16 protein-coding genes and 3 tRNA genes are annotated in these 20,839 nt (G+C 42.8%); 8 read left to right on the top strand and 11 right to left on the bottom strand.

Annotated elements, in window-relative coordinates:
* Window positions 1-179 precede the first annotated feature (179 nt).
* From B4K26_RS05755 to B4K26_RS05730, 6 genes are all read right to left on the bottom strand, one after another.
* On the bottom strand, window positions 180-1,121 hold the full coding sequence (locus B4K26_RS05755) for an AraC family transcriptional regulator (RefSeq protein ID WP_296244088.1): 942 nt from the start codon (window positions 1,119-1,121) through the stop codon (window positions 180-182).
* Between the two features lie 587 nt (window positions 1,122-1,708).
* Window positions 1,709-1,784 (bottom strand) — tRNA-His (locus tag B4K26_RS05750).
* Window positions 1,785-1,823: 39 nt separating this feature from the next.
* A tRNA-Arg gene (locus tag B4K26_RS05745) sits at window positions 1,824-1,900 on the bottom strand.
* 109 nt (window positions 1,901-2,009) lie between these two features.
* Window positions 2,010-2,086, bottom strand: a tRNA-Pro gene (locus B4K26_RS05740).
* 241 nt (window positions 2,087-2,327) lie between these two features.
* Window positions 2,328-3,899: an McrC family protein gene (locus B4K26_RS05735; RefSeq protein ID WP_296244087.1), complete on the bottom strand. Its 1,572-nt coding sequence runs from the start codon at window positions 3,897-3,899 to the stop codon at window positions 2,328-2,330.
* An 18-nt stretch (window positions 3,900-3,917) separates the two neighbouring features.
* A complete protein-coding gene (locus tag B4K26_RS05730; RefSeq protein WP_296244086.1) occupies window positions 3,918-5,375 on the bottom strand; it encodes an McrB family protein in 1,458 nt (485 codons plus the stop codon).
* A gap of 297 nt (window positions 5,376-5,672) precedes the next feature.
* Between B4K26_RS05730 and B4K26_RS05725 the strand changes: the two genes are divergently transcribed.
* From B4K26_RS05725 to B4K26_RS05715, 3 genes are all read left to right on the top strand, one after another.
* A complete protein-coding gene (locus tag B4K26_RS05725) occupies window positions 5,673-6,779 on the top strand; it encodes an RNA-guided endonuclease InsQ/TnpB family protein (RefSeq protein WP_296244085.1) in 1,107 nt (368 codons plus the stop codon).
* 220 nt (window positions 6,780-6,999) lie between these two features.
* Window positions 7,000-7,746: a DUF4442 domain-containing protein gene (locus B4K26_RS05720; protein ID WP_296244084.1), complete on the top strand. Its 747-nt coding sequence runs from the start codon at window positions 7,000-7,002 to the stop codon at window positions 7,744-7,746.
* A 64-nt stretch (window positions 7,747-7,810) separates the two neighbouring features.
* Complete coding sequence (locus B4K26_RS05715) at window positions 7,811-8,299, top strand: RidA family protein (protein ID WP_296244083.1); 489 nt, start codon at window positions 7,811-7,813, stop codon at window positions 8,297-8,299.
* Between the two features lie 39 nt (window positions 8,300-8,338).
* Here B4K26_RS05715 and gspE read toward each other — a convergent pair whose 3' ends face one another.
* A complete protein-coding gene (gspE, locus tag B4K26_RS05710; protein ID WP_414708031.1) occupies window positions 8,339-9,892 on the bottom strand; it encodes a type II secretion system ATPase GspE in 1,554 nt (517 codons plus the stop codon).
* Window positions 9,893-10,328: 436 nt separating this feature from the next.
* Here gspE and B4K26_RS05705 point away from each other — a divergent pair, with 436 nt between their 5' ends.
* A complete protein-coding gene (locus tag B4K26_RS05705; RefSeq protein ID WP_296244195.1) occupies window positions 10,329-11,168 on the top strand; it encodes a thiazole synthase in 840 nt (279 codons plus the stop codon).
* Window positions 11,169-11,344: 176 nt separating this feature from the next.
* The gene (locus B4K26_RS05700; RefSeq protein ID WP_296244081.1) at window positions 11,345-12,784 is read left to right on the top strand and encodes a WS/DGAT/MGAT family O-acyltransferase; all 1,440 of its coding nucleotides are present in this window, start codon (window positions 11,345-11,347) and stop codon (window positions 12,782-12,784) included.
* 56 nt (window positions 12,785-12,840) lie between these two features.
* Here B4K26_RS05700 and B4K26_RS05695 read toward each other — a convergent pair whose 3' ends face one another.
* Window positions 12,841-13,668, bottom strand: coding sequence for an inositol monophosphatase family protein (locus tag B4K26_RS05695; protein ID WP_296244080.1), 828 nt, complete (start codon window positions 13,666-13,668; stop codon window positions 12,841-12,843).
* Between the two features lie 264 nt (window positions 13,669-13,932).
* On the bottom strand, window positions 13,933-15,981 hold the full coding sequence (gene dxs, locus B4K26_RS05690; protein ID WP_296244078.1) for a 1-deoxy-D-xylulose-5-phosphate synthase: 2,049 nt from the start codon (window positions 15,979-15,981) through the stop codon (window positions 13,933-13,935).
* Window positions 15,982-16,548: 567 nt separating this feature from the next.
* On the opposite strand from dxs, the gene ribA reads away from it, so the two are divergent.
* The 3 genes from ribA to B4K26_RS05675 all read left to right on the top strand — a co-directional run bounded on the left by ribA (window position 16,549) and on the right by B4K26_RS05675 (window position 19,147).
* The gene (ribA, locus tag B4K26_RS05685) at window positions 16,549-17,232 is read left to right on the top strand and encodes a GTP cyclohydrolase II (RefSeq protein ID WP_296244077.1); all 684 of its coding nucleotides are present in this window, start codon (window positions 16,549-16,551) and stop codon (window positions 17,230-17,232) included.
* 18 nt (window positions 17,233-17,250) lie between these two features.
* On the top strand, window positions 17,251-18,258 hold the full coding sequence (hemF, locus tag B4K26_RS05680; RefSeq protein WP_296244076.1) for an oxygen-dependent coproporphyrinogen oxidase: 1,008 nt from the start codon (window positions 17,251-17,253) through the stop codon (window positions 18,256-18,258).
* Between the two features lie 418 nt (window positions 18,259-18,676).
* Window positions 18,677-19,147, top strand: coding sequence for a c-type cytochrome (locus B4K26_RS05675; protein ID WP_296244075.1), 471 nt, complete (start codon window positions 18,677-18,679; stop codon window positions 19,145-19,147).
* Between the two features lie 150 nt (window positions 19,148-19,297).
* Here B4K26_RS05675 and gloA read toward each other — a convergent pair whose 3' ends face one another.
* Entirely contained in the window at window positions 19,298-19,897 is a 600-nt protein-coding gene (gene gloA / locus B4K26_RS05670) for a lactoylglutathione lyase (protein WP_296244074.1), read from the bottom strand.
* 148 nt (window positions 19,898-20,045) lie between these two features.
* On the bottom strand, window positions 20,046-20,684 hold the full coding sequence (locus B4K26_RS05665; RefSeq protein ID WP_068406318.1) for a carbonic anhydrase: 639 nt from the start codon (window positions 20,682-20,684) through the stop codon (window positions 20,046-20,048).
* Between the last annotated feature and the right edge of the window lie 155 nt (window positions 20,685-20,839).

Genomic DNA, 20,839 nt, shown 5'->3' with positions numbered 1-20,839 from the left:
CCATTCTATAGTACCTGAACCTAAGTGTGTTGTCAGCTTTCCATCACCGAAATACTCGGCATCAAAACGAATGATAAAGACTAAATGAACAAGTAAAAATCAGTATGATTGGTATAAAAAAAACGCTAAGGATAAATAACCTTAGCGTTTTTTAGCAATATGGATAATGTAAAAGCTGACTAAGCAAGCGTTTGTTGTTGGTATTGCTGGCGATAAGCTTTTGGCGAGATACCATAGACGCGCTTAAAGGCTTGGCTAAAGGTCGAGTCCGAAGCATAACCAACCAACTCGCTGATACGGCTAATACTATTTTGCTGTAAACGCAGATAACGGGCAGCCAAGCGCAAGCGATAATCCATCAAATAGGTCAGTGGCGGTATACCAACCACCTCTTTAAAGCGCTGCGCAAAGCTTGAGCGCGACATCCCTGCTACTTCAGCGAGCTTATTAATCGTCCAATTTTCGCTTGGCATCTCATGCATGGCTACCAGCGCCTTGGTCAAAAATGGGTCTTTCATGGCGGTTAACCAATTATCGGTGGCTTCAGGCAGACGCTCGATATACACCCGCAAACATTCAATCATCATAATACTTGCCCAATGATTGATGACCGCAGTTTTACCCATGCGCTCGCGTTCCGCCTCCAAAGTCAGGAGCCTAATCTCGACATCAATGACTTCAAACCTACCATCAGCCTCATCGTTAACTTCGGGCAGTATCGATGGCAGCACTGATAATAAAGGACGAATCATCGCTTTATCATACTTACATTCGATCAATATCAATGATGAGTTGGCATTACTATCCCCGTTGCCTTTAAGTTCCAGCGTCCGATCTTTACAATCGATTAGCAACTCATCTAACGGCTGTGCCTCATCACCATTATAATTCAGCGCATAACTCACATGCTTATATGCGTTTGGAATCATAATCATGTCACCGGCACGTGTTTCTCGTGGGCCATTGCCGACATCGATGCAAAAACCCCCTGACATGACCAAATAAAACAAAATCGTATCTTGTCTAGTGATTGAATAAGACCAATTGCCCGTCCCATCTAAACGATAATACTTCGTTTCGAATAAATGCACATTTTGTAGCAACACGCTTAGTGCGTCCATCCCTCATTTCCTCAATAACATGGGCTCGGTAGCCGTCAAGTGGAGACAAAAATATAAAACGTCTCTAAGCGTGAACTTGCTCGATATCCTTAAAGCAACATTTTAATTTTTTGTTTGACTGCAATTTATTTCATTTTATCGCCATTTCTTTAAAATGAGGACAGGCATCAAATAAAAAAATATCTAAAAAATACAAAACAAACATTCTGACTTAAAACCTCAATGTAAAAATGACTGATTTTAGAAAAATGCCAAATTTTAAAAGCCATAGCCAGGTCAATATAAGAAAGGTACAGTGAGACAGTTACAAATCCATGCGATACAAATACCACAACGATTTTTTGAGAATCAACTAGAGACGTAATTTTAATAAATATTTATTAAAAATAACTATCATAAGAAAAAATGCGAAAAAACGCTAGTAGGTAGCGAGATATTAAATGCCTGAAACGTTTTATAATATATAATAATTTTGGCGGCATTCATTAATAGGTAAAAAATAGGCAAAAAAAATGCCCATAAAGGCAAATAGAATGATTTAAAAAAGATTTTTTAATTGAATAAGGAAGGTAATGCAGAATAAAATATGGGGCGACTGATGGGACTCGAACCCACGACAACCGAGATCACAACCCGGGGCTCTACCAACTGAGCTACAACCGCCATAACTATTGCCTGATAAGGCAAGATTGACAGGCTAAATGGTGCGCCTGGCAGGATTCGAACCTGCGGCCACCTCCTTAGAAGGGAGATGCTCTATCCAGCTGAGCTACAGGCGCTCTTAGAGGACTTTTATATATTTTGATCTGTTCATTATGTCAAAAACATCTAACATGAAAAACAATATCATTATACATAAAAAAAAGCCTGTAAGGCTCTTTAAATAGATGGTCGGAGTGATAGGATTCGAACCTACGACCCTCTGGTCCCAAACCAGATGCGCTACCAAACTGCGCCACACTCCGAAATTTTCTATTATCTCGATAGTTTGTTATTTAACTCGTTGTCGGTCATACCGCTAACTTGTTAATGTTCCTCGCTATCGAGGTGCACATATTAAGGGGTAAAGCTGATTGTGTCAACACCTATTTTTGATTATTTTAAAGAATCGTTAAATTCTTTCAAAAATAACCATTTTTCATAAAAATGGCGGTGACGCAACGTTGGTTTTTACCAACCCTAATACTCAATTGCCAACAGCGCTCATTATACTACATTCAAATCTGGAAGCAAGTCACCGTTTACGGTGCCGGTCACCACATTAAAAGGTATCAGCCATAATTTGGCAGGACTTGACTGCTTATTACGTACCGTATGAGCGTCTGCGTCATCATAAGCTTGTTGCTTAAGCAGGATGGGTTGTTTGCTATCGTCCTGTACCGGATAAACCAGCCACCCCTGCTCTGCATGATAAGTCTGTGCATAACTGGTCAACTGATAGGCATCGCTCGCACTAATGGCGCCTGCATGCGGCAAATGTTTCCATTTAATATCAATGACATGACTATAATTGCCTGATTGCCGTGAGTGAAAAGATTTATGCGAGCTAAACCCTACGGTAGCTTTATTAATTGCTTTATCATCAGCTGCTTTATATATCAATAAATCAGGACGAATAGAGAGACACGCCTGCCCTGCTATATCACGTAGCCACACACGTTGGGTTTGAAACAAAGGTTTATAAGCCAAATCAATTTGCTGAAACTGGTCCGCGATACGCTGGCTTGCCCATTGCTCAAACGCTTGGTTCATATCAATCAATAAACATAGGCGCGGTTGAGCGGCATTTTGCTTGGCTAATGTTTGAGGCTTAATCCCATTGCCAGTATGAGCGTCAGATTGCTGCAAAAGCCAATAAGCTAAGTCCAATAATTGCTGCGCCGCTTGTAACTGCTGCCGAGATAAAGGCTGCAGCGCTAATTGGCGTTTTGCTTGTTTATATAGCAGCTCTAATCGCTGAAGCTCATGGCGATTTAGCGTAGAAATTTTTTGCCATAACTGTAATGCTAGGAGCGATTTTGACGGCGACAATAATGGCGTAAGTAACACTAACGCGCTTTTAATCAAACGATTACTGAGCATCTCTTGGCTCAGCACACTACTTTCACAGACAAACTTATGCGGCTTCATACTATTAAAGCGCAGTTGCTCTTTAATCAGTAAGCGACCTTGTAGCGCTGCTTGGTTTTGGATTTGCGTCTGATAATGCTTGGTTGGTTGATAATGAGCCAAGCACTGCAAAAACTGTGCGATAAGCCAATCTGATAATGGTAATGCTTTAGTCGGTAGCGCGGCTAATTGAGGACTAAATTGACCTAGGTTTTTAACATTGAGAAGTTTATTTTTAGCCTGATTGCGATTGGTTAAATCCGCCAACATATCCTGAACCCATCGGCGTGTCTGATTGATATCGTTGGCTTTGGTCGACTCGTATTGTTGTTGGTTGTGATTGGTAGGACTTTTTGTTATCAGTTTGGGCAATATCTCAAGCGTCATACCACTTGGCAATAAGATAACGCCAATATAATGGCCAACCTTTAGCTGCCATTGCCCTTGCTGGCGTTTAATACTAAAAACGCTAAACTCTTGCGCCATTAACCAATGAAAATCTGATAGGTGAACAAAATCTCGCGTGGTTAAACGCTGGTGTTCAAACACAGTAATAATATGAGCATCACGCGTAGTTGCGTTAACGTTATTGGCAATACTCGCACTATTAACGCCGCTATTAACGTTGCTACCTATCGCTTTGCTATCAGACTGTAATACCCTACTCATCACTCGCCAACCACTCTATTAATATAAACGCTCATAGACAACTGGCCTTGCAAACTCAGCAGTGTTATGGATTAAATCTGCATTAATTTTATAACTGCTAGCACTCACAGTCTGACCAAGAAATGAGTGCTGGTCTGCAAACATTCGATTTGGATGGTTAGGGCTGGCTAAGTTATTTACCTCATTATTGATGAGCGCTTGGCTATCTTGTATAAACTGCGCGCTTATCGGCTGCTGCTCGTCTTGAAAAATATATTGCAAAATAGTGATTTGGCCACCCGCTGCTTGTGCTAATTGCGGAATGATTTGCTCAATAAGTGCCGTTTGCAATTGCTCAAGCGTATTTACCGACCATAAAAACGCATGACCTAATTGCGCATCAAGCCCTAGCGTTTGCGTGATGCGATTATTTAAACCAGTTAAAATTTTTGCTAAATCTATCGTTTCTGCCGGATCAACCGTTTCTGAATTACCGGTTTCTGAATTAACTGGATTGACATAAATAACAGGTAATAATTCGGGCTGCGGCGGACAGTCAATAAAGTGAAAACGCCGACGTAATGCCATATCAAGCGGCGCTAGTGAGTGGTCTTGGGTATTCATCGTGGCATAAATATCAACGTTGGCTGGGACGCTAAAGGTTCGCCCAGAATACGCCAAATGAACCATCATCGCGTTTGCCATGCCAGCACGTTTATCTGGCTCAATCAAACTTAATAGCTCACCAAATACCCGTGATACGTTAGCACGATTAATCTCATCGATTAATATGGCATAACGCTGCTCGGGATCATTGGCAGCGCGTTGGCATAGTTTTAAGAACGTCCCATCTTGAATGGCGTAACTCATCTGAGTTGAACTTTTCGTTGTGTGATCAGACGCTGCCATAACAGGACGAATACCTTCGACAAATTCCTCATAACCATAGGCTTGATGAAAGCTGACCAAACTAAAACGCTGTTGGCGAAACTCTTGATTTTGGTTACTATTCTCGCGCTGTGCCTGCTGAAATTCGGCCAATTGCTGCGCTAAATCGCTTAACAAATCCATGCTTTCTGGCAGTAAATACCATGCGCCGCTATTGTCTTTATCAAAATAGGCTTGGCTAGCGCGGTTTTTATAACTCACCGTTTTTGAATTAGCAGGCGTATGCATTTGCAGCACAGACCAGGCAGTATTACTTAAATTTTTCTCACGCGAATTTTGCGCCGCTTTATTGACAAAAAACTCATGATTGACAATTTCTGGCACCTTAACCAAGTCTTGTTTTTTCGACTTAAAATCCAAAAATATTAAGCAAACAACGTCACGCCAACTTAACGGCTGCAAAAGCTGTCCTAATAACTCTTTGTCATTTACGCGAGGCAAATAATTAGTATATTGCTTAGCAATTTGTAATAAACGATAGGTTTTACCTGTACCAGCAACGCCCGTATAGATGATATTGGTTGGTTTTCGAGAAGATATATCAGGCATAGCATTATCCAACATAACATTATTTAGCAATAGAAAGTCACGGCGAAATATTTCAGCCGCACTAAAATCTGACTATTATAACTTTGCTCGTTAAAATTAAGCGACCGAGCAGGCAATAAGCGATATCACAATCGGCTTCGATATTTCTGCCCTCTAAGATATCGTTACGTTAGTCATATTTTATTGTCAGTCACTATAAAATACTGCGGTTTAGAGCAGGTATATAAGGCGACATCGCTTGTCGCAAATCGTCTTTAAAGACTTGCTAGTTTGCCATGCTTTTGCCACACTAGAGTAATGAAAACACTCAAACTACGCATCAAAGACAAGCACATAACAGAGCTTAATCGCCTAAGCGGTTCAGTCAATTATGTGTGGAACTATGTGAATGCGTTAAGTTTTGAGCATCTAAAACGCACAGGTAAGTTTTTTAGTGCTTACGACTTAAGTGAATACACCAAAGGTAGTGGCGACTGTCTAGGCCTACATAGTCAAACCCTACAAGCCATCAATGAAACTCATGCTAAATCTCGTAGGCAGTTTAAAAAAGCCAAACTTAACTGGCGTACCAGCCGTCCTAATGCTAAACGTAAATCACTTGGCTGGATACCTTTTAAGAAGTCTGCTATTAAGCACTTAAACACAAGACAGACTGGAAAGAAAGCGCTTAAAAGTACTATTGGGCTATCTTTGTCTAAAGGTCAAAAGCTAATTATTGATGTGTGGGATAGCTACAATCTGAGCCTATATCAAATTAACACCCTTGAGATAGTACAAGACCGCCGTAATCGCTGGTATGCCTGTATTACTGTTAAGGACTACCCAAAACAAATAAGTGGTAAAGGCAGTGTCGGTATTGACTTAGGCTTAAAAGAGGCTGCTACTACATCAACTGGCGACAAATTACAGATCAAACAAACGCTTAAATATGCTGAAAAGTTAGCTATTGCTCAACGTGCTAAAAACAAAAAACGTGCTAAGGCGATTCATGCCAAGATTAAAAATGCAAGGCAAGACATCATCCATAAATTCACCACCAATCTTGTACAAAACAATGCATTGATTGTGGTTGGAGATATTAAATCACATTCATTTACCAATAAGAAAACCAAACTAACTAAATCTATATACGATGCAGGATGGTTTGAGATCAAAAGACAACTGGAATATAAGTGCAAGCATGCAGGTTGTCATCTTGAGATGGTAAATGAGAGTTACACTACCCAGATCTGCTCGTGCTGTCGCAAAATAAGCGATAGTAGTCCGAAAGGTAGAGCAGGACTTGGAATCAGAAGATGGACTTGTGCTGAGTGTAGCACATGGCATGATAGAGATATCAATGCCGCAAAGAACATCCTCGCGGTCGGGCTTGACCGTCTAGCTGTAGGAATCCCCTCTGTTTAGTGAGGAGAGGAAGTCAAAAGCGCGGTAGTTCATGTTAATAATAGTAGCGATACGGCGCTTGATGTACCATAACTAAAATAGTTGCTAAGATAAAAAGCATGATAAAAAGAATTAGCCGCCTCATCCATCGTCTAAACCTTTTTATCCCAGTGGCAAAGCATCAGCAGCAAAAAACCAGTAGTAAGTATCGTAAATCCCACTTCAAATTGAGGAATGTTGTATGTCAGGATTATTAAAAAAACTCCCTAGCAAACTGAGTAGCAAACTGCCGGCCAAGGTTTCTGACAACACTAAAGTGCCAGTCGAACAACCAAATAGTACGCTAAAACCTATTAGCAACCAATTTACCAAGTTGTTGTCTGTCACCAAATATTTGCCTGCGGGGGCGCGCGCCAGCATTTTATCAAAAGCCTTTGGGAAAGTAGTGCCGTATGTGGGCACGACAGGCATCTATTATGAGACAGTCGATCCCAATCAAGTGGTGGTTAGCTTAAATAATACCAGAGCGGTACAAAATCATATTGGCTCAGTCCATGCCGTCGCCATCACCTTGCTTGCTGAAACCGCGACAGGGTTCATTTTAGGTTTAAACCTACCTTCTGACCGTGTATTATTAATTAAGTCTTATTCAGTGAATTTTTATCGCCCGATTAAAAAAGGTCAAATTGCCGCCGTAGCCTCATTATCTGATGAGCAGCGTTTGGATATTTTAAATACGCCAAAAGGCGAGATGATCATTCCCTGCGTGATTCATGACCGTGAGTCCGATAGCGACCGCGACCCCATCGTCGTTGAGATGACCTGGGCTTGGATTCCGAAATCTGAATTAGAAGCGCGCCGTCAAGGTAAAGCAGCTAAACAGTTAGAGAGTGAACAACTTGAGAATGAGCAATCCAAAAACGAACAGATTGAGAGTGAAGAAGATAATCAGTCTTCTTCAAAAATTCTAGAGAGCAATGAATTATAATTTATTATAAAAAACTATAGCACCTAAAAATGGACTTAAAAAACATCATAATAAGGAGACAAGCATGTCTACATATACCAATAAACTGACGACCAATTTATCTAAAGCCTTGCTAATTAGCGCCTGTTCACTAGGAGTTGCAGTTAATGCCAATGCGGCGCCAGCGTCGAATAACGCTACCATTACCAAATCGAGCCCTGTATTTCTTGGTGACGGCGGCAATTATCCGTTTTCAGAAGCGGTGCGTATAGGCGATACGTTATACATGTCCGGACAAATTGGTTTTAAAGACGGTAAATTGGTCAAAGGCGGTGTCAAAGCGGAAGCCAAACAAGCGCTCGACAATATCAATGAAACCTTATTAAAGTACGGCTATCAAAAGTCAGATATCGTCAAATGCATGGCAATGCTAACCGATATGGACGACTTTGATGACTTTAATAAAGTCTATAAAGCAGAACTGACTAAGCCTTATCCTGTTCGCTCAGCCTTTGGCGTCGCAGAGCTAGCAGCCGGTGCTAGCGTCGAGGTTGAATGTATCGCCGCAAAATAGCGGCGTCAAAAGCCATTCTAGGCAAAAAACTAACTCCTATTAACTAAGGATAGCGTCATCGGTTAGGGCGCTTTCTTTGGTGACTCGCAGAACTTCTTCTAACGTCGTTCGACCTTCTATGACTTTGCGTAGCCCATCAGCACGTATCGATGGGGTTTGCTGGCGAGCGTATTCTTCTAGCTCGTATTCAGCCGTGTTACTATGAATCATCCGACGCAGGGTATCGTCAATTGGCACCACTTCATAGATTGCCGTCCGCCCTTTAAACCCTGAATTATTACATTTATCACAGCCAACGGGTTTGGGCAGATTAATCGCCTTTTCTTCTAAGTTTTCCGTTCCTGTGTTTGCAGCACTTGGCGTCACACCAATTTCAGTAAATAATTTGGCTTGCTCGCTATCTGCAGTTTGCCAGTCGTGACAATATGTGCATAAGGTTCGCACCAAACGCTGGGCGACGACACCAATCAGCGATGACGATAATAAAAATGGCTCAACACCCATATCTTGCAAACGCGTCACCGCGCCGATGGCAGTATTGGTATGCAGCGTTGATAACACCAAATGTCCTGTCAGCGACGCTTGGACGGCAATTTCTGCGGTTTCTAAATCACGAATTTCACCAACCATGACCACGTCTGGATCTTGACGTAACATGGCGCGCAGACTTTTCGCAAAGGTCATATCCACTTTATTATTGACTTGCGTCTGACCAATACCATCGAGCTGGAATTCAATCGGATCTTCCGCGGTCAAAATATTGCGGGTTTGGTCATTCAAATCGGTTAATGCAGAATACAACGTGGTAGTTTTCCCTGACCCCGTTGGTCCCGTTACCAAAATAATGCCATGCGGACGATGGATTAAGCGCTTAAGCTCGCTATAGTCATTATCAGAAAGCCCTAAATAAGTCATATTGAGACGACCTGCTTGCTTATCGAGTAGCCGCATAACGACCCGCTCGCCAAAGCTCGACGGCAGCGTTGATACCCGAACATCGACCTCGCGCCCTGCTAGCCTTAAGCTAATACGACCATCTTGTGGTACACGCTTTTCGGCGATATCTAATTTAGCCATCACTTTAATACGTGAGACGAGTAACGGCGCTAATTGGCGTTTTGGGGTAATGATTTCTTTTAACTCGCCATCAACTCGAAATCGTACCACTAGCCGTTTTTCAAAAGTTTCAATATGAATATCTGAGGCATTTAAACGGATCGCTTCGGACAATAGCGCATTAATCAGACGAATAATCGGCGCATCGTCTTGTTGATCCATCAAATCTTCTGTTTCAGGGACGCTATCGGCTAAGCTATCCAGGTCAGGATGGTCTTCAAGCCCGGCGGCAATGTGCTGCGACTCGCCCGTGTTTCCGGCATAAGCGGCATTCATCCGTTTTTCGAAATCATCGGCGCTGATACTTTCGTAGTTTGGAACGCCGCGCGCGCCTTGCTGCTGCAAAAAACGCACCGCTTCATTAATCGCGGACAGTGGCGTAACTTTGGTCAATACCAAAGTCGGTGGCAACTCGGGGTCAATAGCCAAAATGGCCAAAATTTGATGGCGTTTTGCGAAGCTGTATGGCAGTTGCATCATATAGACGACCTAGTGAATGACAAATTAAAAAAATAGCGTCGATTAAAAATAACGTAGCTTAGAGAGTTTAGAAAATTTAGCCGATAATCAATGTCAAAAGTACTGCTGACTTTCCTCTTTTAAGTCGCCTGCCTAAATCGTTAAACTGGGTAAAGATTGTCAGTAAGCGCGCATGAGTTTGTTATAATAACATTTTGTTTTACGCAAGTAGCAAGGCTTTCCTATGATTTATGACTTTGCTGTTTAGACAGTCATACACTAACATTCCTTGTCGCAAACTTTTAGTTCCATGACGACCACTTACGTTTAACTACTGATACTATTAATATAAATTCTTGTTCATCATTTTATAAATAACCTTGTTAGCTACCTCTGTTCGCCCGCTATTAGGATCAATCTTATGTCAAAACACACAACTTCTCATGCCAATCCAATGTCATTGTCCTCGCAGGACAATCTCTCACAAGACAACCTTTTACAAGATAATCTTTCACAAGACACTTTCACAGTTGGCAGTCGTACCTTCTCGTCTCGATTGTTGGTTGGAACTGGAAAATATAAAGATATGGCTGAAACGGGTGCGGCTATTGGCGCCTCAGAAGCTGAAATTGTCACCGTTGCCATTCGCCGTACCAATATCGGACAAAACAGCGATGAGCCAAATTTATTAGATGTCATTTCACCGGATAAATATACTATTTTACCCAATACGGCGGGCTGCTTTGATGCCGAAACTGCGGTTCGCACTTGTAAGCTTGCTCGCGAACTATTGGGCGGACATAATCTGGTGAAGCTAGAAGTGTTGGGCGATGAAAAGTCTCTTTATCCAAATGTGATGGAAACCTTAAAAGCCGCCAAAGTGTTAATTAATGATGGCTTTGAAGTCATGGTTTATACGTCAGACGACCCTATTGTCGCTCAAGAATTAGAAAGCATGGGCTGCGTGGCGATTATGCCGCTTGGAAGTTTGATCGGTTCTGGTCTTGGTTTGCTTAATCGCCATACACTTAGCCTGATTATTGAAAATGCTAAAGTGCCCGTTTTGGTTGATGCTGGGGTTGGTACAGCTTCTGATGCCGCAATTGCTATGGAGCTTGGTTGTGATGGCGTGCTGATGAACTCAGCGATTGCCAATGCGCAAAACCCTGTTTTGATGGCGCAGGCCATGAAACATGCTATTTGGGCAGGTCGTCAAGCTTTCTTAGCTGGTCGTATGCCGATGCGCAAAATGGCCATTGCTAGCTCGCCGCAGACTGGCTACTTTTTTCAGTAGCGGTTTCAGCTAAGTTTTTTCAAATCTTTTATTTAGGTTTTTAGCAAAAATAATTTATAAAATGATAAGAATGTCGTCATAGATATTTTTATCATTAATAAGACTTTTCAGTTATTTTATAATCGTTTGGCCTTTGTTTCATTGAATATCTTTTCATTTTTATAAAAGGATTTATTATGCGACTTCTAACAGCAGTCGACCAGTTGTTTTTACTTCTTGAGTCGCGTAAACAGCCCATGCATGTTGGCGGTCTTCTCTTATTCGAATTACCAAAAAATGCAGATAGCGATTTTGTCTGCCAATTGGTCAAACAAATGCAGCACTCTGATGTGCCACCAACTTTTCCATTTAACCAAGTGCTTGAGCATCTGATATTTTGGAAAAAAGACAAACACTTTGACGTTGAGCATCACTTACACCATGTGGCGCTACCAAAACCTGCCCGCGTACGCGAGCTGTTGATGTATGTATCAAGGGAACATGGTCGCCTTTTAGACCGCGCAATGCCGCTGTGGGAATGTCATGTTATTGAAGGCATTCAGCCGGAAAGCGAAGGCGCTCCTGAGCGTTTTGCTTTATATTTTAAAATCCATCATTCCTTGGTTGATGGCATCGCAGCGATGCGCTTGGTCAAAAAATCCTTATCTCAATCGCCAACCGAACCGGTCACGCTACCGATTTGGTCATTAATGGCGCGCCATCGTAATCAAGTCGATGCGCTCCTGCCAAAAGAGCGCTCAGCGCGGCGGATTATCAAAGAGCAAATATCCACCATTAAACCAGTATTTACAGAACTGCTCGATAATTTGAAACATCTCGGTGACGACAGTTATGTCAGCACTTTTGCGGCGCCGATGAGTATCCTCAATAAACGCATTTCAGCCTCACGGCGCATCGCCGCCCAGTCGTATGATATTCAGCGTTTTAACGATATTGCTGAGCGTCTAAATATCAGTAAAAACGATGTTGTGCTTGCCGTTTGTGCGGGTGCCATTCGCCGCTATTTGCTAGCGATGGATGCGCTACCAAGCAAGCCATTGATTGCTTTTGTACCGATGTCATTACGTACGGATAATAGCGTATCGGGTAATCAACTGTCATTTGTACTGGCCAATTTGGGAACGCATTTAGATGACCCATTAAGCAGAATTAAGCTGATTCACCGCAGTATGAATAATGGCAAGCGCCGCTTTCGGCGTATGAATCAGGCGCAAGTGATTAACTATAGTGTGATTGCCTATGCTTGGGAAGGCATCAATTTGGCAACAAACATATTTCCTAAAAAGCAGGCTTTCAACCTTATTATCTCGAACGTTCCCGGTTCTGAAAAACCGCTTTATTGGAATGGCGCGCGCTTGCAATCTTTGTATCCGGCGTCGATCGTATTTAACGGTCAAGCGATGAATATTACCCTTGCCAGCTATTTGGACAAGATTGAGTTTGGTATTACCGCTTGTAGTAAAGCTTTGCCGCATGTGCAAGACATGCTCGTGTTGATAGAAGAAGAGTTGCAGCTATTAGAGCGCACCAGTAAAGCGCTTGAATTTCAAGGTATTACGGTTACAGATAAAAGTAGCGACAAAGAAAACGGTAAAACAAAAAAGCTGGCTCCATAACGGGACCAGCTTTTTGCTATTAACATTAAATCATCTATACCTTAGACAGCAGAGAACTACAAAATATCGCCCCATGTTGGGACAACGACTTGCATCAAAGGTTTTAGTAGTTTGACGTTACAGGCAAAGATAGAGCCTGAAGTCATTGAGTTGTGTGCGCCAGTATGGTCAACGACGACGCCGCGTGCTTCGGTTACGATAAGCTCGCCAGCAGCGATATCCCAAGGCTTGATAGACATCTCAAAGTAGCCATCAAAACGACCAGCGGCGACATAACATAAATCAAGCGCAGCTGAACCTAAACGGCGAATTTGACCGCCCGCTTCAGAGATTTTCTGTAAGCTTTCAAAATGCTGCTTGGCATAAGAGATGACTTCACCATTGCGTTTACGCTCAAGCGGATGACCAGTAGTAAACAGGCCGCCGTCGATGGTTTTACGCTCGCTCACATTGATACGGCGTTGGTTTAACCGCGCACCTTTACCACGGCTAGCAGAGAACATCTCATCACGAACAGGATCATAGATAACGCCGTGTTGGGTCACGCCTTTATGCTGCACAGCGATAGAAACACAAAACTGCGGCACACCATGGACGAAGTTTTTGGTGCCATCTAACGGATCGATAATCCAACACCAGTCAGCATCTTCACCGCGACCTTCTTGCATACCAAATTCTTCACCCAAGAATGAGTGATTTGGGTAGCTGGCTTTTAAGGTTTCAATCGTCAGCTCTTCGCTGAAGCGATCAATACGCGTAACCAAACCATCAAGCCCTTTTGACTCGATATCCAGCTCAATTTTATGACGGTTTTGATGCGCATATAAAATCTCTTTACCAACTTTTTCAGCAGCACGCGCTGCGATGACGACCATGGGTTCCATAAATAACCTATTTGTTTGATGAATGAATACTACTTAAAAGATGGGACTTACAAAATGTACGAAAAATAAAACCTATTTAAAGCTGAATCATATTCATAACTAATGAAAACCATCGCCGACTAGCAAGCCAAATCTATGATTGCTAGTAGTGGTGCTGCCCAAGTTGTCAAATAATTCACACCTACGGCAAGTAGGCGAGGTTTAAGCAAAAATGCTTTATTTTTCAGTCCGCTATTTTAGCAATTTTTTATTAGTGATAGGGTTTTATTTTAGCAACTGCTGAAGCTGACTAACGACGCCTGCAACATCCAAACCACAGTCGGCCATTTGCTCTGCCTGCGAACCATGAGCAATAAAGCGATCAGGAATGCCAATATTACAAATAGCTGGGCGACTATTTTTAAAGGCGGCCGATTCGTTTAGCAGATACTCATTTACCGCACTGCCCGCGCCGCCCATAATCATATGCTCTTCTAGGGTTGCAATATGGGTGATACCTTGCTCAATTAAGCTTTCGAGAAAATGAGTATCCAAAGGTTTTACCCAACGCATATTGACCACATGAATCTGACAATCTGATGTTATATTATCATTAATCAGGCTTTTTGCGGCTTGCTCAGCGGTAGCCACCATGGTACCAAAGGCTAATAATGCCAACTTATTAGGTGCGTTATCTTGACCTAATACCGATTCTACCACCGCTTTACCAATAGGATAAACTTGAGCTGGCTGCTCTATAACTGCGCCAGTTCCTGTACCACGCGGATAGCGTACTGCTGTACAGCCTTGATATTCATAACAAGTATTAAGCAGATGATAGCATTCATTTTCGTCTTTTGGCGCGGCAATCAGCATATTCGGAACACAGCGTAAAAAGGCAAAATCGAATACACCAGCATGGGTAGCACCATCTTCACCGACCAAACCGGCACGGTCAATGGCAAACATTACATCAAGATTCTGCAGCGCCACATCATGAATCAGCTGATCGTAGCCACGTTGCAAAAATGTCGAATAAATCACCACGATTGGCTTGACGCCTTGGGTTGCCATTCCGCCCGCCAAAGTTACGGCATGTTGCTCAGCAATCGCTACATCAAAAAAACGATTTGGGAATTGACGGGCAAACTCAATCATTCCCGAGCCTTCTTCCATGGCGGGGGTAATCGCGAGTAGCTTATCATCAGCTGCGGCTTTGTCGCATAAAAACTGGCCAAATACTTGCGAGTATTTTAATAGCGGCTTGCTAGTTGTCAGACTGTCTTTTAATGCTTTCTTTTCACTAGCTTCGGCAGGTAACTTACTAATGGCATGATAGCCTACGGGATCTAATTCAGCAGGTGCAAAGCCTTTACCTTTAGTGGTATAAATATGGACTAACACCGGGCCTTTTAATTGCTTGGCAATCGACAGCACGCGCAGTAGCTCAGGGATATTATGCCCATCAAATGGGCCAAAGTAAGTAAAACCAATGGCTTTAAACAAATTGTCTTCTAATTGCGGCACATCGCGCAGCTCATTATGACGTTTTCGGCGGTCATAAGCCTGCATATCAGGGCGCTGGCATAGTATTGGCTCGCCTGCATCAGAGATATCAACTTGATACCCTGACTCCCATAACGTCGCTAAATGCCGCGAAAAGCCACCAATTGAACAAGATATCGACATATCATTGTCATTTAAAATGACCAACAAATCCGCATCTTGCTGCACGGCGTCATTCATCGCTTCAAACGCCATACCACCTGTCATGGCGCCGTCACCAATAATACAGGCAACGGTTTGTGCCCGGCCTTGATAGCGCAGCGCTAAACTCATACCAAGACCGGCTGAAATAGAGGTCGATGAATGGCCCACCCCAAAAGTATCGAAGACAGACTCGGCGCGTTCAGGAAAAGCAGTCAAACCATCTTTTGAGCGGATGGTGCCAAGCTTTTCACGGCGCCCTGTCAACACTTTATGAGCATAAGCCTGATGGCCGACGTCCCAAACAATCTGATCTTGCGGCGCATCTAACAGATAATGCAGCGCAATGGTCAATTCAATAACGCCTAAATTGGCCCCAAAATGACCGCCACTTTGACCCGCTGAATACAAGAGAAAAAGCCGCAGCTCATCCGCCAAAGTAATTAGCTGTGCCTCATTAAAGGCTTTAAGGTCAGCGGGCGCTGCTACCGTATCAAGCAGGGGCGTATGTGGACGCTCACGTGGAATAACTGCATAGGTTTTTTGCAGGTTCGATAGCGGTGCAGCAGAATCAATGGCTGACGCAGATAATGACTTAGACTGTGGGGAGTGAGGTGACTGCTGCATAGAACGTACGATACCTACCAATCTGCTGACAAGATGCTACCTTAGAATACCGAGACGGCGTTGCCACGGCTGACATTCTAAGTGGCGTTAATAATAGCGTGGACATCATAAACTGATAAATGCCATCGACTATATGATTATTGATACAGCTTTTAAAATAACTGTTAAAATAATTGTGAATAACGAAAAATACGCTATTTAAAATAAAGCAACTCTTTCAAATGTGAACTTTTTATCGCCATTTTAAAATAAGGACATGGCCTAATACAAAACCCGATGCGGCCTGCTAATTTTGCCTTCATATCGGACGTTAGTGACGACATAGTAATGTAAGGGCAAAGACTTGTCACTGTATCCGTCAAAATAGTATGGCATAATAGCATTTATTTTTAATTGTCGCTTTAATCATCGTGCGCCGTCTGTGAACTTTGTGTGTATTTCCACTAGGCAGCATCCGTATGCTATTTCTCTTAGCAGTCTATCTGCTTTACTTTGACTACTATTATATAGTATAGAGTGGTAGTCGCAGACCGTAGCGTCACGATGATCAGCTTATGCAGGACATTAATGTCATATCAATTTATCACTAGCGCCAAGCTTCCTACTCGTCACGGCGAGTTTGATATTCATGTCTTCGAAAATGAAGACGGTCAAGAGCATGTGATGCTTACCGTGGGTTTGCCTGTGGCCGATCAAGCCAATGTTTTAAATCAGCAGGTCGCAGCATTAAGCCGAAATAATAACGCACCAAAAGAAGCCCCTATTCCGCTGATTCGTATTCACTCTGAATGCTTAACTGGCGATGCCTTTAGCTCACTAAAATGCGATTGTGGGCCACAGCTTAATACAGCGATGCAAGCGATACAAGAGACGGGCTGTGGGGCAATATTATACTTGCGTCAAGAAGGTCGCGGTATCGGTTTGACCAATAAAATCCGTGCTTACGCTTTGCAAGATCAAGGGCATGATACCCTAGATGCCAATCTTATGTTAGGGTTACCGGCTGATGCGCGCGTTTATGATATGTGTGGACCGATGCTCGCCCATGTTGGCGTCGATAGCGTTCGACTTATTACCAACAACCCCGATAAAGTGGCTTATTTAACGGAGCATGGCATCAATGTCGTTGAGCGCGTGCCGTTGTTGGTCGGGGTGAACGATATGAATGCTGACTATCTAGCAACCAAACGCGATCGTATGGGACATCTGCTGGATAAAGACTTCAATACCGCTTTACACCTAAATAAATAGTAAATAATTAGATATTTTATGACCATACCAAATATAGATAACAATGACAATTTGTCAGAAACCAATGCAGTAGTAACGCCAACTCACGATGACATCAGACGTGTTCGCGAGTTCTTAGTGGATTTGCAAGCGCGAATCTGCCGAGCCTTAGAGGCGCAAGAGCGTGACGGCAGTAGCAATGACAATCCAGCAACTTTCGTTCCCGACGATTGGGAGCGCCCTGAGGGCGGCGGCGGTCGTTCTTGCGTGATGGCAGATGGCGAAGTCATCGAGAAAGCGGGCGTGATGTTTAGTCATATTCATGTCCATAACCTACCCGCCTCGGCAACCGCACGTCATCCTGACATTGCCGGTCGTAAAGCACAAGCACTGGGTGTATCACTGGTTGTTCATCCTAAAAATCCTAATGTGCCAACCAGTCACGCTAATGTGCGTTTATTCGTTGCTGAGGCCGAGGGCGAAGACCCGATTTGGTGGTTTGGTGGCGGCTTTGATTTGACCCCATTTTACCCTGTCCTCGCCGACTGCGTTCATTGGCATCAGGTCTGTTATGACCTTTGCGCGCCTTTTGGCGATAGCGTTTATCCTGACTTTAAACAATGGTGTGATGAATATTTTCATCTGCGTCATCGTGATGAGCAGCGCGGTATCGGCGGACTGTTTTATGATGACGTCAATACCGAGAGCCGTGGCTGGGATTTTGAAACTTGCTTTAACTTTATGCAAGCGGTCGGCAATGGTTATCTTGAAGGCATTTTGCCAATTTTTGAGCAGCGTAAAAACACCCCTTATACCGAAGCGCAGCGTGAATTTCAGCTCTATCGCCGCGGACGCTACGTCGAATATAACCTCGTTTATGACCGTGGTACCCTGTTTGGGCTACAAAGTAATGGACGCATTGAATCCATCCTAGTCAGTATGCCGCCGCTTGCCAGTTGGCATTATCGCTTTGAACCTGCACCAGAAACACCTGAGTTTGAATTAACCAATTTTTATCTAAAACCGCGTGATTGGTTGACTTTATAGCCGTCATTGGCATAATAAGTCGCAGACAGCGTTGAGGTTTTTGTATAAATCCTGCTATTTGATTTCTATAATAATAAAGACGAACATGATAAAGGTCAGCGTTTACTGCTGACCTTTATCATTTAATATCTGTTATTTAAATATAAACCAACTTGCTAAGTCAGTATTCTTTATTTTATAGAGGTTTGAAAGGACATTACAAAAAGGTACTTTATTGACCTATTTTATCTTAGTCTATTAAGGTTTAATTAACAGCAGTATAGATTAAATCAAATATACTATAAAAAACTGGAACATCGCTGTCTTTAGTACTTAAAACAACAACATAACATTTATATTCATAGTAGTAATTTAATAGGTGGCGAGCATGCAAATGCTACGGCACCTTTTTATTAGCCGCGTATAAGGAGCAATACAGATGGCACAGGTCTCTAATAACAACACATTCAAGTCTATCATTGGCATCACTTTAATGGCAGCCATCTTAGGCCTGACAGCTTGTAGCACGCCAGTTGACCCTGATGTCAAAGCGCGCCAAGACAGTATGAAAAGCTGGGGCGATGCGATGGGCATCATGGGTGATATGGCAGAAGCACCAGATACGTTTGATGCCGATATATTTAAAGAACAAGCGGCATTTTTAGCCGAAGACTCAGCCAATCCTTGGAGTCATTTTGAAAATCAAGAAGCCACTGGTAATGCAACTGAAGCGGTTTGGAGTAACACTGATGATTTCCGCGCAAAGGCAGATGACTTTCAAAAAGCCACTGCTGAGTTAAATGCGGCGGCGCAAACAGCAACCAGTATCGATCAAGTAATGCCAGCGCTTGGTCAAGTGGGTGAAAGCTGTAAATCGTGCCATACCGATTTTAGAGTGAAAAAAGACTAAACAGTATTCACTTTCGAATATAAAAAAGCCGCCATATTAAAAATAGCGGCTTTTTTATGAATAAAGGTTTCAAACTAACCAACATTTTTAGACCTATTAACACTCTAAAAAAGTTTTTCAAATTCATAGAATTATAAGGGTTTTATAAAACTAAGCCATTAAGTCTGCTTGCACAATTTCAATCCAGTAACCGTCAACGTCTTTAATAAAGGCGATATTTTTCATACTGCCATCTTCTGGACGTTTTTTAAATTCGACATTGTTTTCATCAAACCAAGCAACTGCCTCATCAAGGTTTGGCACACTAAAGCAGATATGACCAAAGCCTTGAGGTTCACCATTCCCATCGTGATAACTAAAATCTGCTTGAGTCTCAGTACCGTAGTTATGGGTCAACTCCAAAATACCGCGCTGACGGAAGGCAAAAATCTCTAAGTCGTCACCCGCTGGCAAGTTGTCACGCTCGCTCTCAGTGAGCTTGGCTAAAAAGTATAAATCAAAATCCATCGCTGGGAATTTTTTTACCGCCAATAACGTCATACCCAAAATACCAGTGTAAAAGGCTAATGATTTGGCCGGGTCTTTTACTCGTAGCATGGTATGGTTAAAGGTATAACCTATCGTCTGAGCTGAAATTGGCTGAACACCTTCTGCTTTTACGCTGCTCTTAGGTTGAGCAATCGTTGTCTGATTATTGGGTTTTTGGTTGTTGGCTTTTTGGTTATTGGCCAAGTTTTCTGAATCAGTCATAGTTATTCCAATATTTAAGTGTTTTTAGTCATCAATTATCTATCATCAATCGTTAATAGCGGATACCTTCATAATTCACTCGTAGCCACTATTTTAGTCGTTGAATGATAAGACATTCACTGACAAGACGTTTAATGATAAATAGCTATTAAGTATCTAAAAAGCGTACTTTTCCAGTCTCTAAATTGTATTCAGCGCCAACGACGAGTAGCTGGCCGCTACTGGTTAAGTCTTCTAAGGCGCGCGAACCGTGCTTTAATTGGCTGACCGACATGCGCACATTGGCACGAATAGAGCGATCAACCAGCTCATCCGCATCGACATCTTGACCGTTGGCAGTCGCCAGCTCATGCAAGTTATAAACACTTGGGCGGATACGATCGACGATGGACTGTAGATTTGGCGAGTAGTTTTGTTCAGGATTAATGAGCGCATCGACGCAAGCGGTTACCGCTCCGCAATGCGAATGTCCAAGTACTACCACCAGTTTGGTGCCAAATTTTTCAGCAGCAAACTCAATCGAGCCGATTTGTGATGGTGCAACCACGTTTCCTGCCACGCGTATAACAAACAAATCGCCCAGACCTTGATCAAATACAATCTCAACGGGAACGCGGGCATCTGAACAACCCAAGATAATTGCTAACGGGTCTTGATCACTGATCAGCTCGGGACGTTTTTGCATACAGGGGTCGGTGCTGGTCAAACTTTCCACGTAGCGCACATTACCTTCTTTGAGTAGTGCCAGTGCTTCTTGACCAGTTTTTGGGCGGTTACTGTTAGGCATAAGGGGTCCTTGTTTATCAAAAGGGTTAAAATTATAAATTGCTCTAGCCGGCTGTTTTCTGCTTTAACTTACAGTTTTCATCTAAGCTTATTTTTTCAGCTTAGTTGTTTGCTATTGCAAATATCTTTGTATTTAGCATACACAAAATTATTGTA

Origin of the sequence: Psychrobacter sp. UBA6766 (genome assembly GCF_002453355.1) — a bacterium.
GTDB lineage: Bacteria > Pseudomonadota > Gammaproteobacteria > Pseudomonadales > Moraxellaceae > Psychrobacter.
The sequence above is the reverse complement of the archived record's forward strand: the minus strand, read 5'-3'. Positions and strand labels throughout refer to the sequence as shown.

What these genes read in the sequence shown, in the direction of transcription:
- B4K26_RS05755 (WP_296244088.1), bottom strand. Translation starts at nt 1,121, where the DNA reads ATGGACGCACTAAGCGTGTTGCTACAAAATGTGCATTTATTCGAAACG.
- B4K26_RS05735 (WP_296244087.1), bottom strand. Translation starts at nt 3,899, where the DNA reads ATGAGTAGGGTATTACAGTCTGATAGCAAAGCGATAGGTAGCAACGTT.
- B4K26_RS05730 (WP_296244086.1), bottom strand. Translation starts at nt 5,375, where the DNA reads ATGCCTGATATATCTTCTCGAAAACCAACCAATATCATCTATACGGGC.
- B4K26_RS05725 (WP_296244085.1), top strand. Translation starts at nt 5,673, where the DNA reads ATGAAAACACTCAAACTACGCATCAAAGACAAGCACATAACAGAGCTT.
- B4K26_RS05720 (WP_296244084.1), top strand. Translation starts at nt 7,000, where the DNA reads ATGTCAGGATTATTAAAAAAACTCCCTAGCAAACTGAGTAGCAAACTG.
- B4K26_RS05715 (WP_296244083.1), top strand. Translation starts at nt 7,811, where the DNA reads ATGTCTACATATACCAATAAACTGACGACCAATTTATCTAAAGCCTTG.
- gspE (WP_414708031.1), bottom strand. Translation starts at nt 9,892, where the DNA reads ATGCAACTGCCATACAGCTTCGCAAAACGCCATCAAATTTTGGCCATT.
- B4K26_RS05705 (WP_296244195.1), top strand. Translation starts at nt 10,329, where the DNA reads ATGTCATTGTCCTCGCAGGACAATCTCTCACAAGACAACCTTTTACAA.
- B4K26_RS05700 (WP_296244081.1), top strand. Translation starts at nt 11,345, where the DNA reads ATGCGACTTCTAACAGCAGTCGACCAGTTGTTTTTACTTCTTGAGTCG.
- B4K26_RS05695 (WP_296244080.1), bottom strand. Translation starts at nt 13,668, where the DNA reads ATGGAACCCATGGTCGTCATCGCAGCGCGTGCTGCTGAAAAAGTTGGT.
- dxs (WP_296244078.1), bottom strand. Translation starts at nt 15,981, where the DNA reads ATGCAGCAGTCACCTCACTCCCCACAGTCTAAGTCATTATCTGCGTCA.
- ribA (WP_296244077.1), top strand. Translation starts at nt 16,549, where the DNA reads ATGTCATATCAATTTATCACTAGCGCCAAGCTTCCTACTCGTCACGGC.
- hemF (WP_296244076.1), top strand. Translation starts at nt 17,251, where the DNA reads ATGACCATACCAAATATAGATAACAATGACAATTTGTCAGAAACCAAT.
- B4K26_RS05675 (WP_296244075.1), top strand. Translation starts at nt 18,677, where the DNA reads ATGGCACAGGTCTCTAATAACAACACATTCAAGTCTATCATTGGCATC.
- gloA (WP_296244074.1), bottom strand. Translation starts at nt 19,897, where the DNA reads ATGACTGATTCAGAAAACTTGGCCAATAACCAAAAAGCCAACAACCAA.
- B4K26_RS05665 (WP_068406318.1), bottom strand. Translation starts at nt 20,684, where the DNA reads ATGCCTAACAGTAACCGCCCAAAAACTGGTCAAGAAGCACTGGCACTA.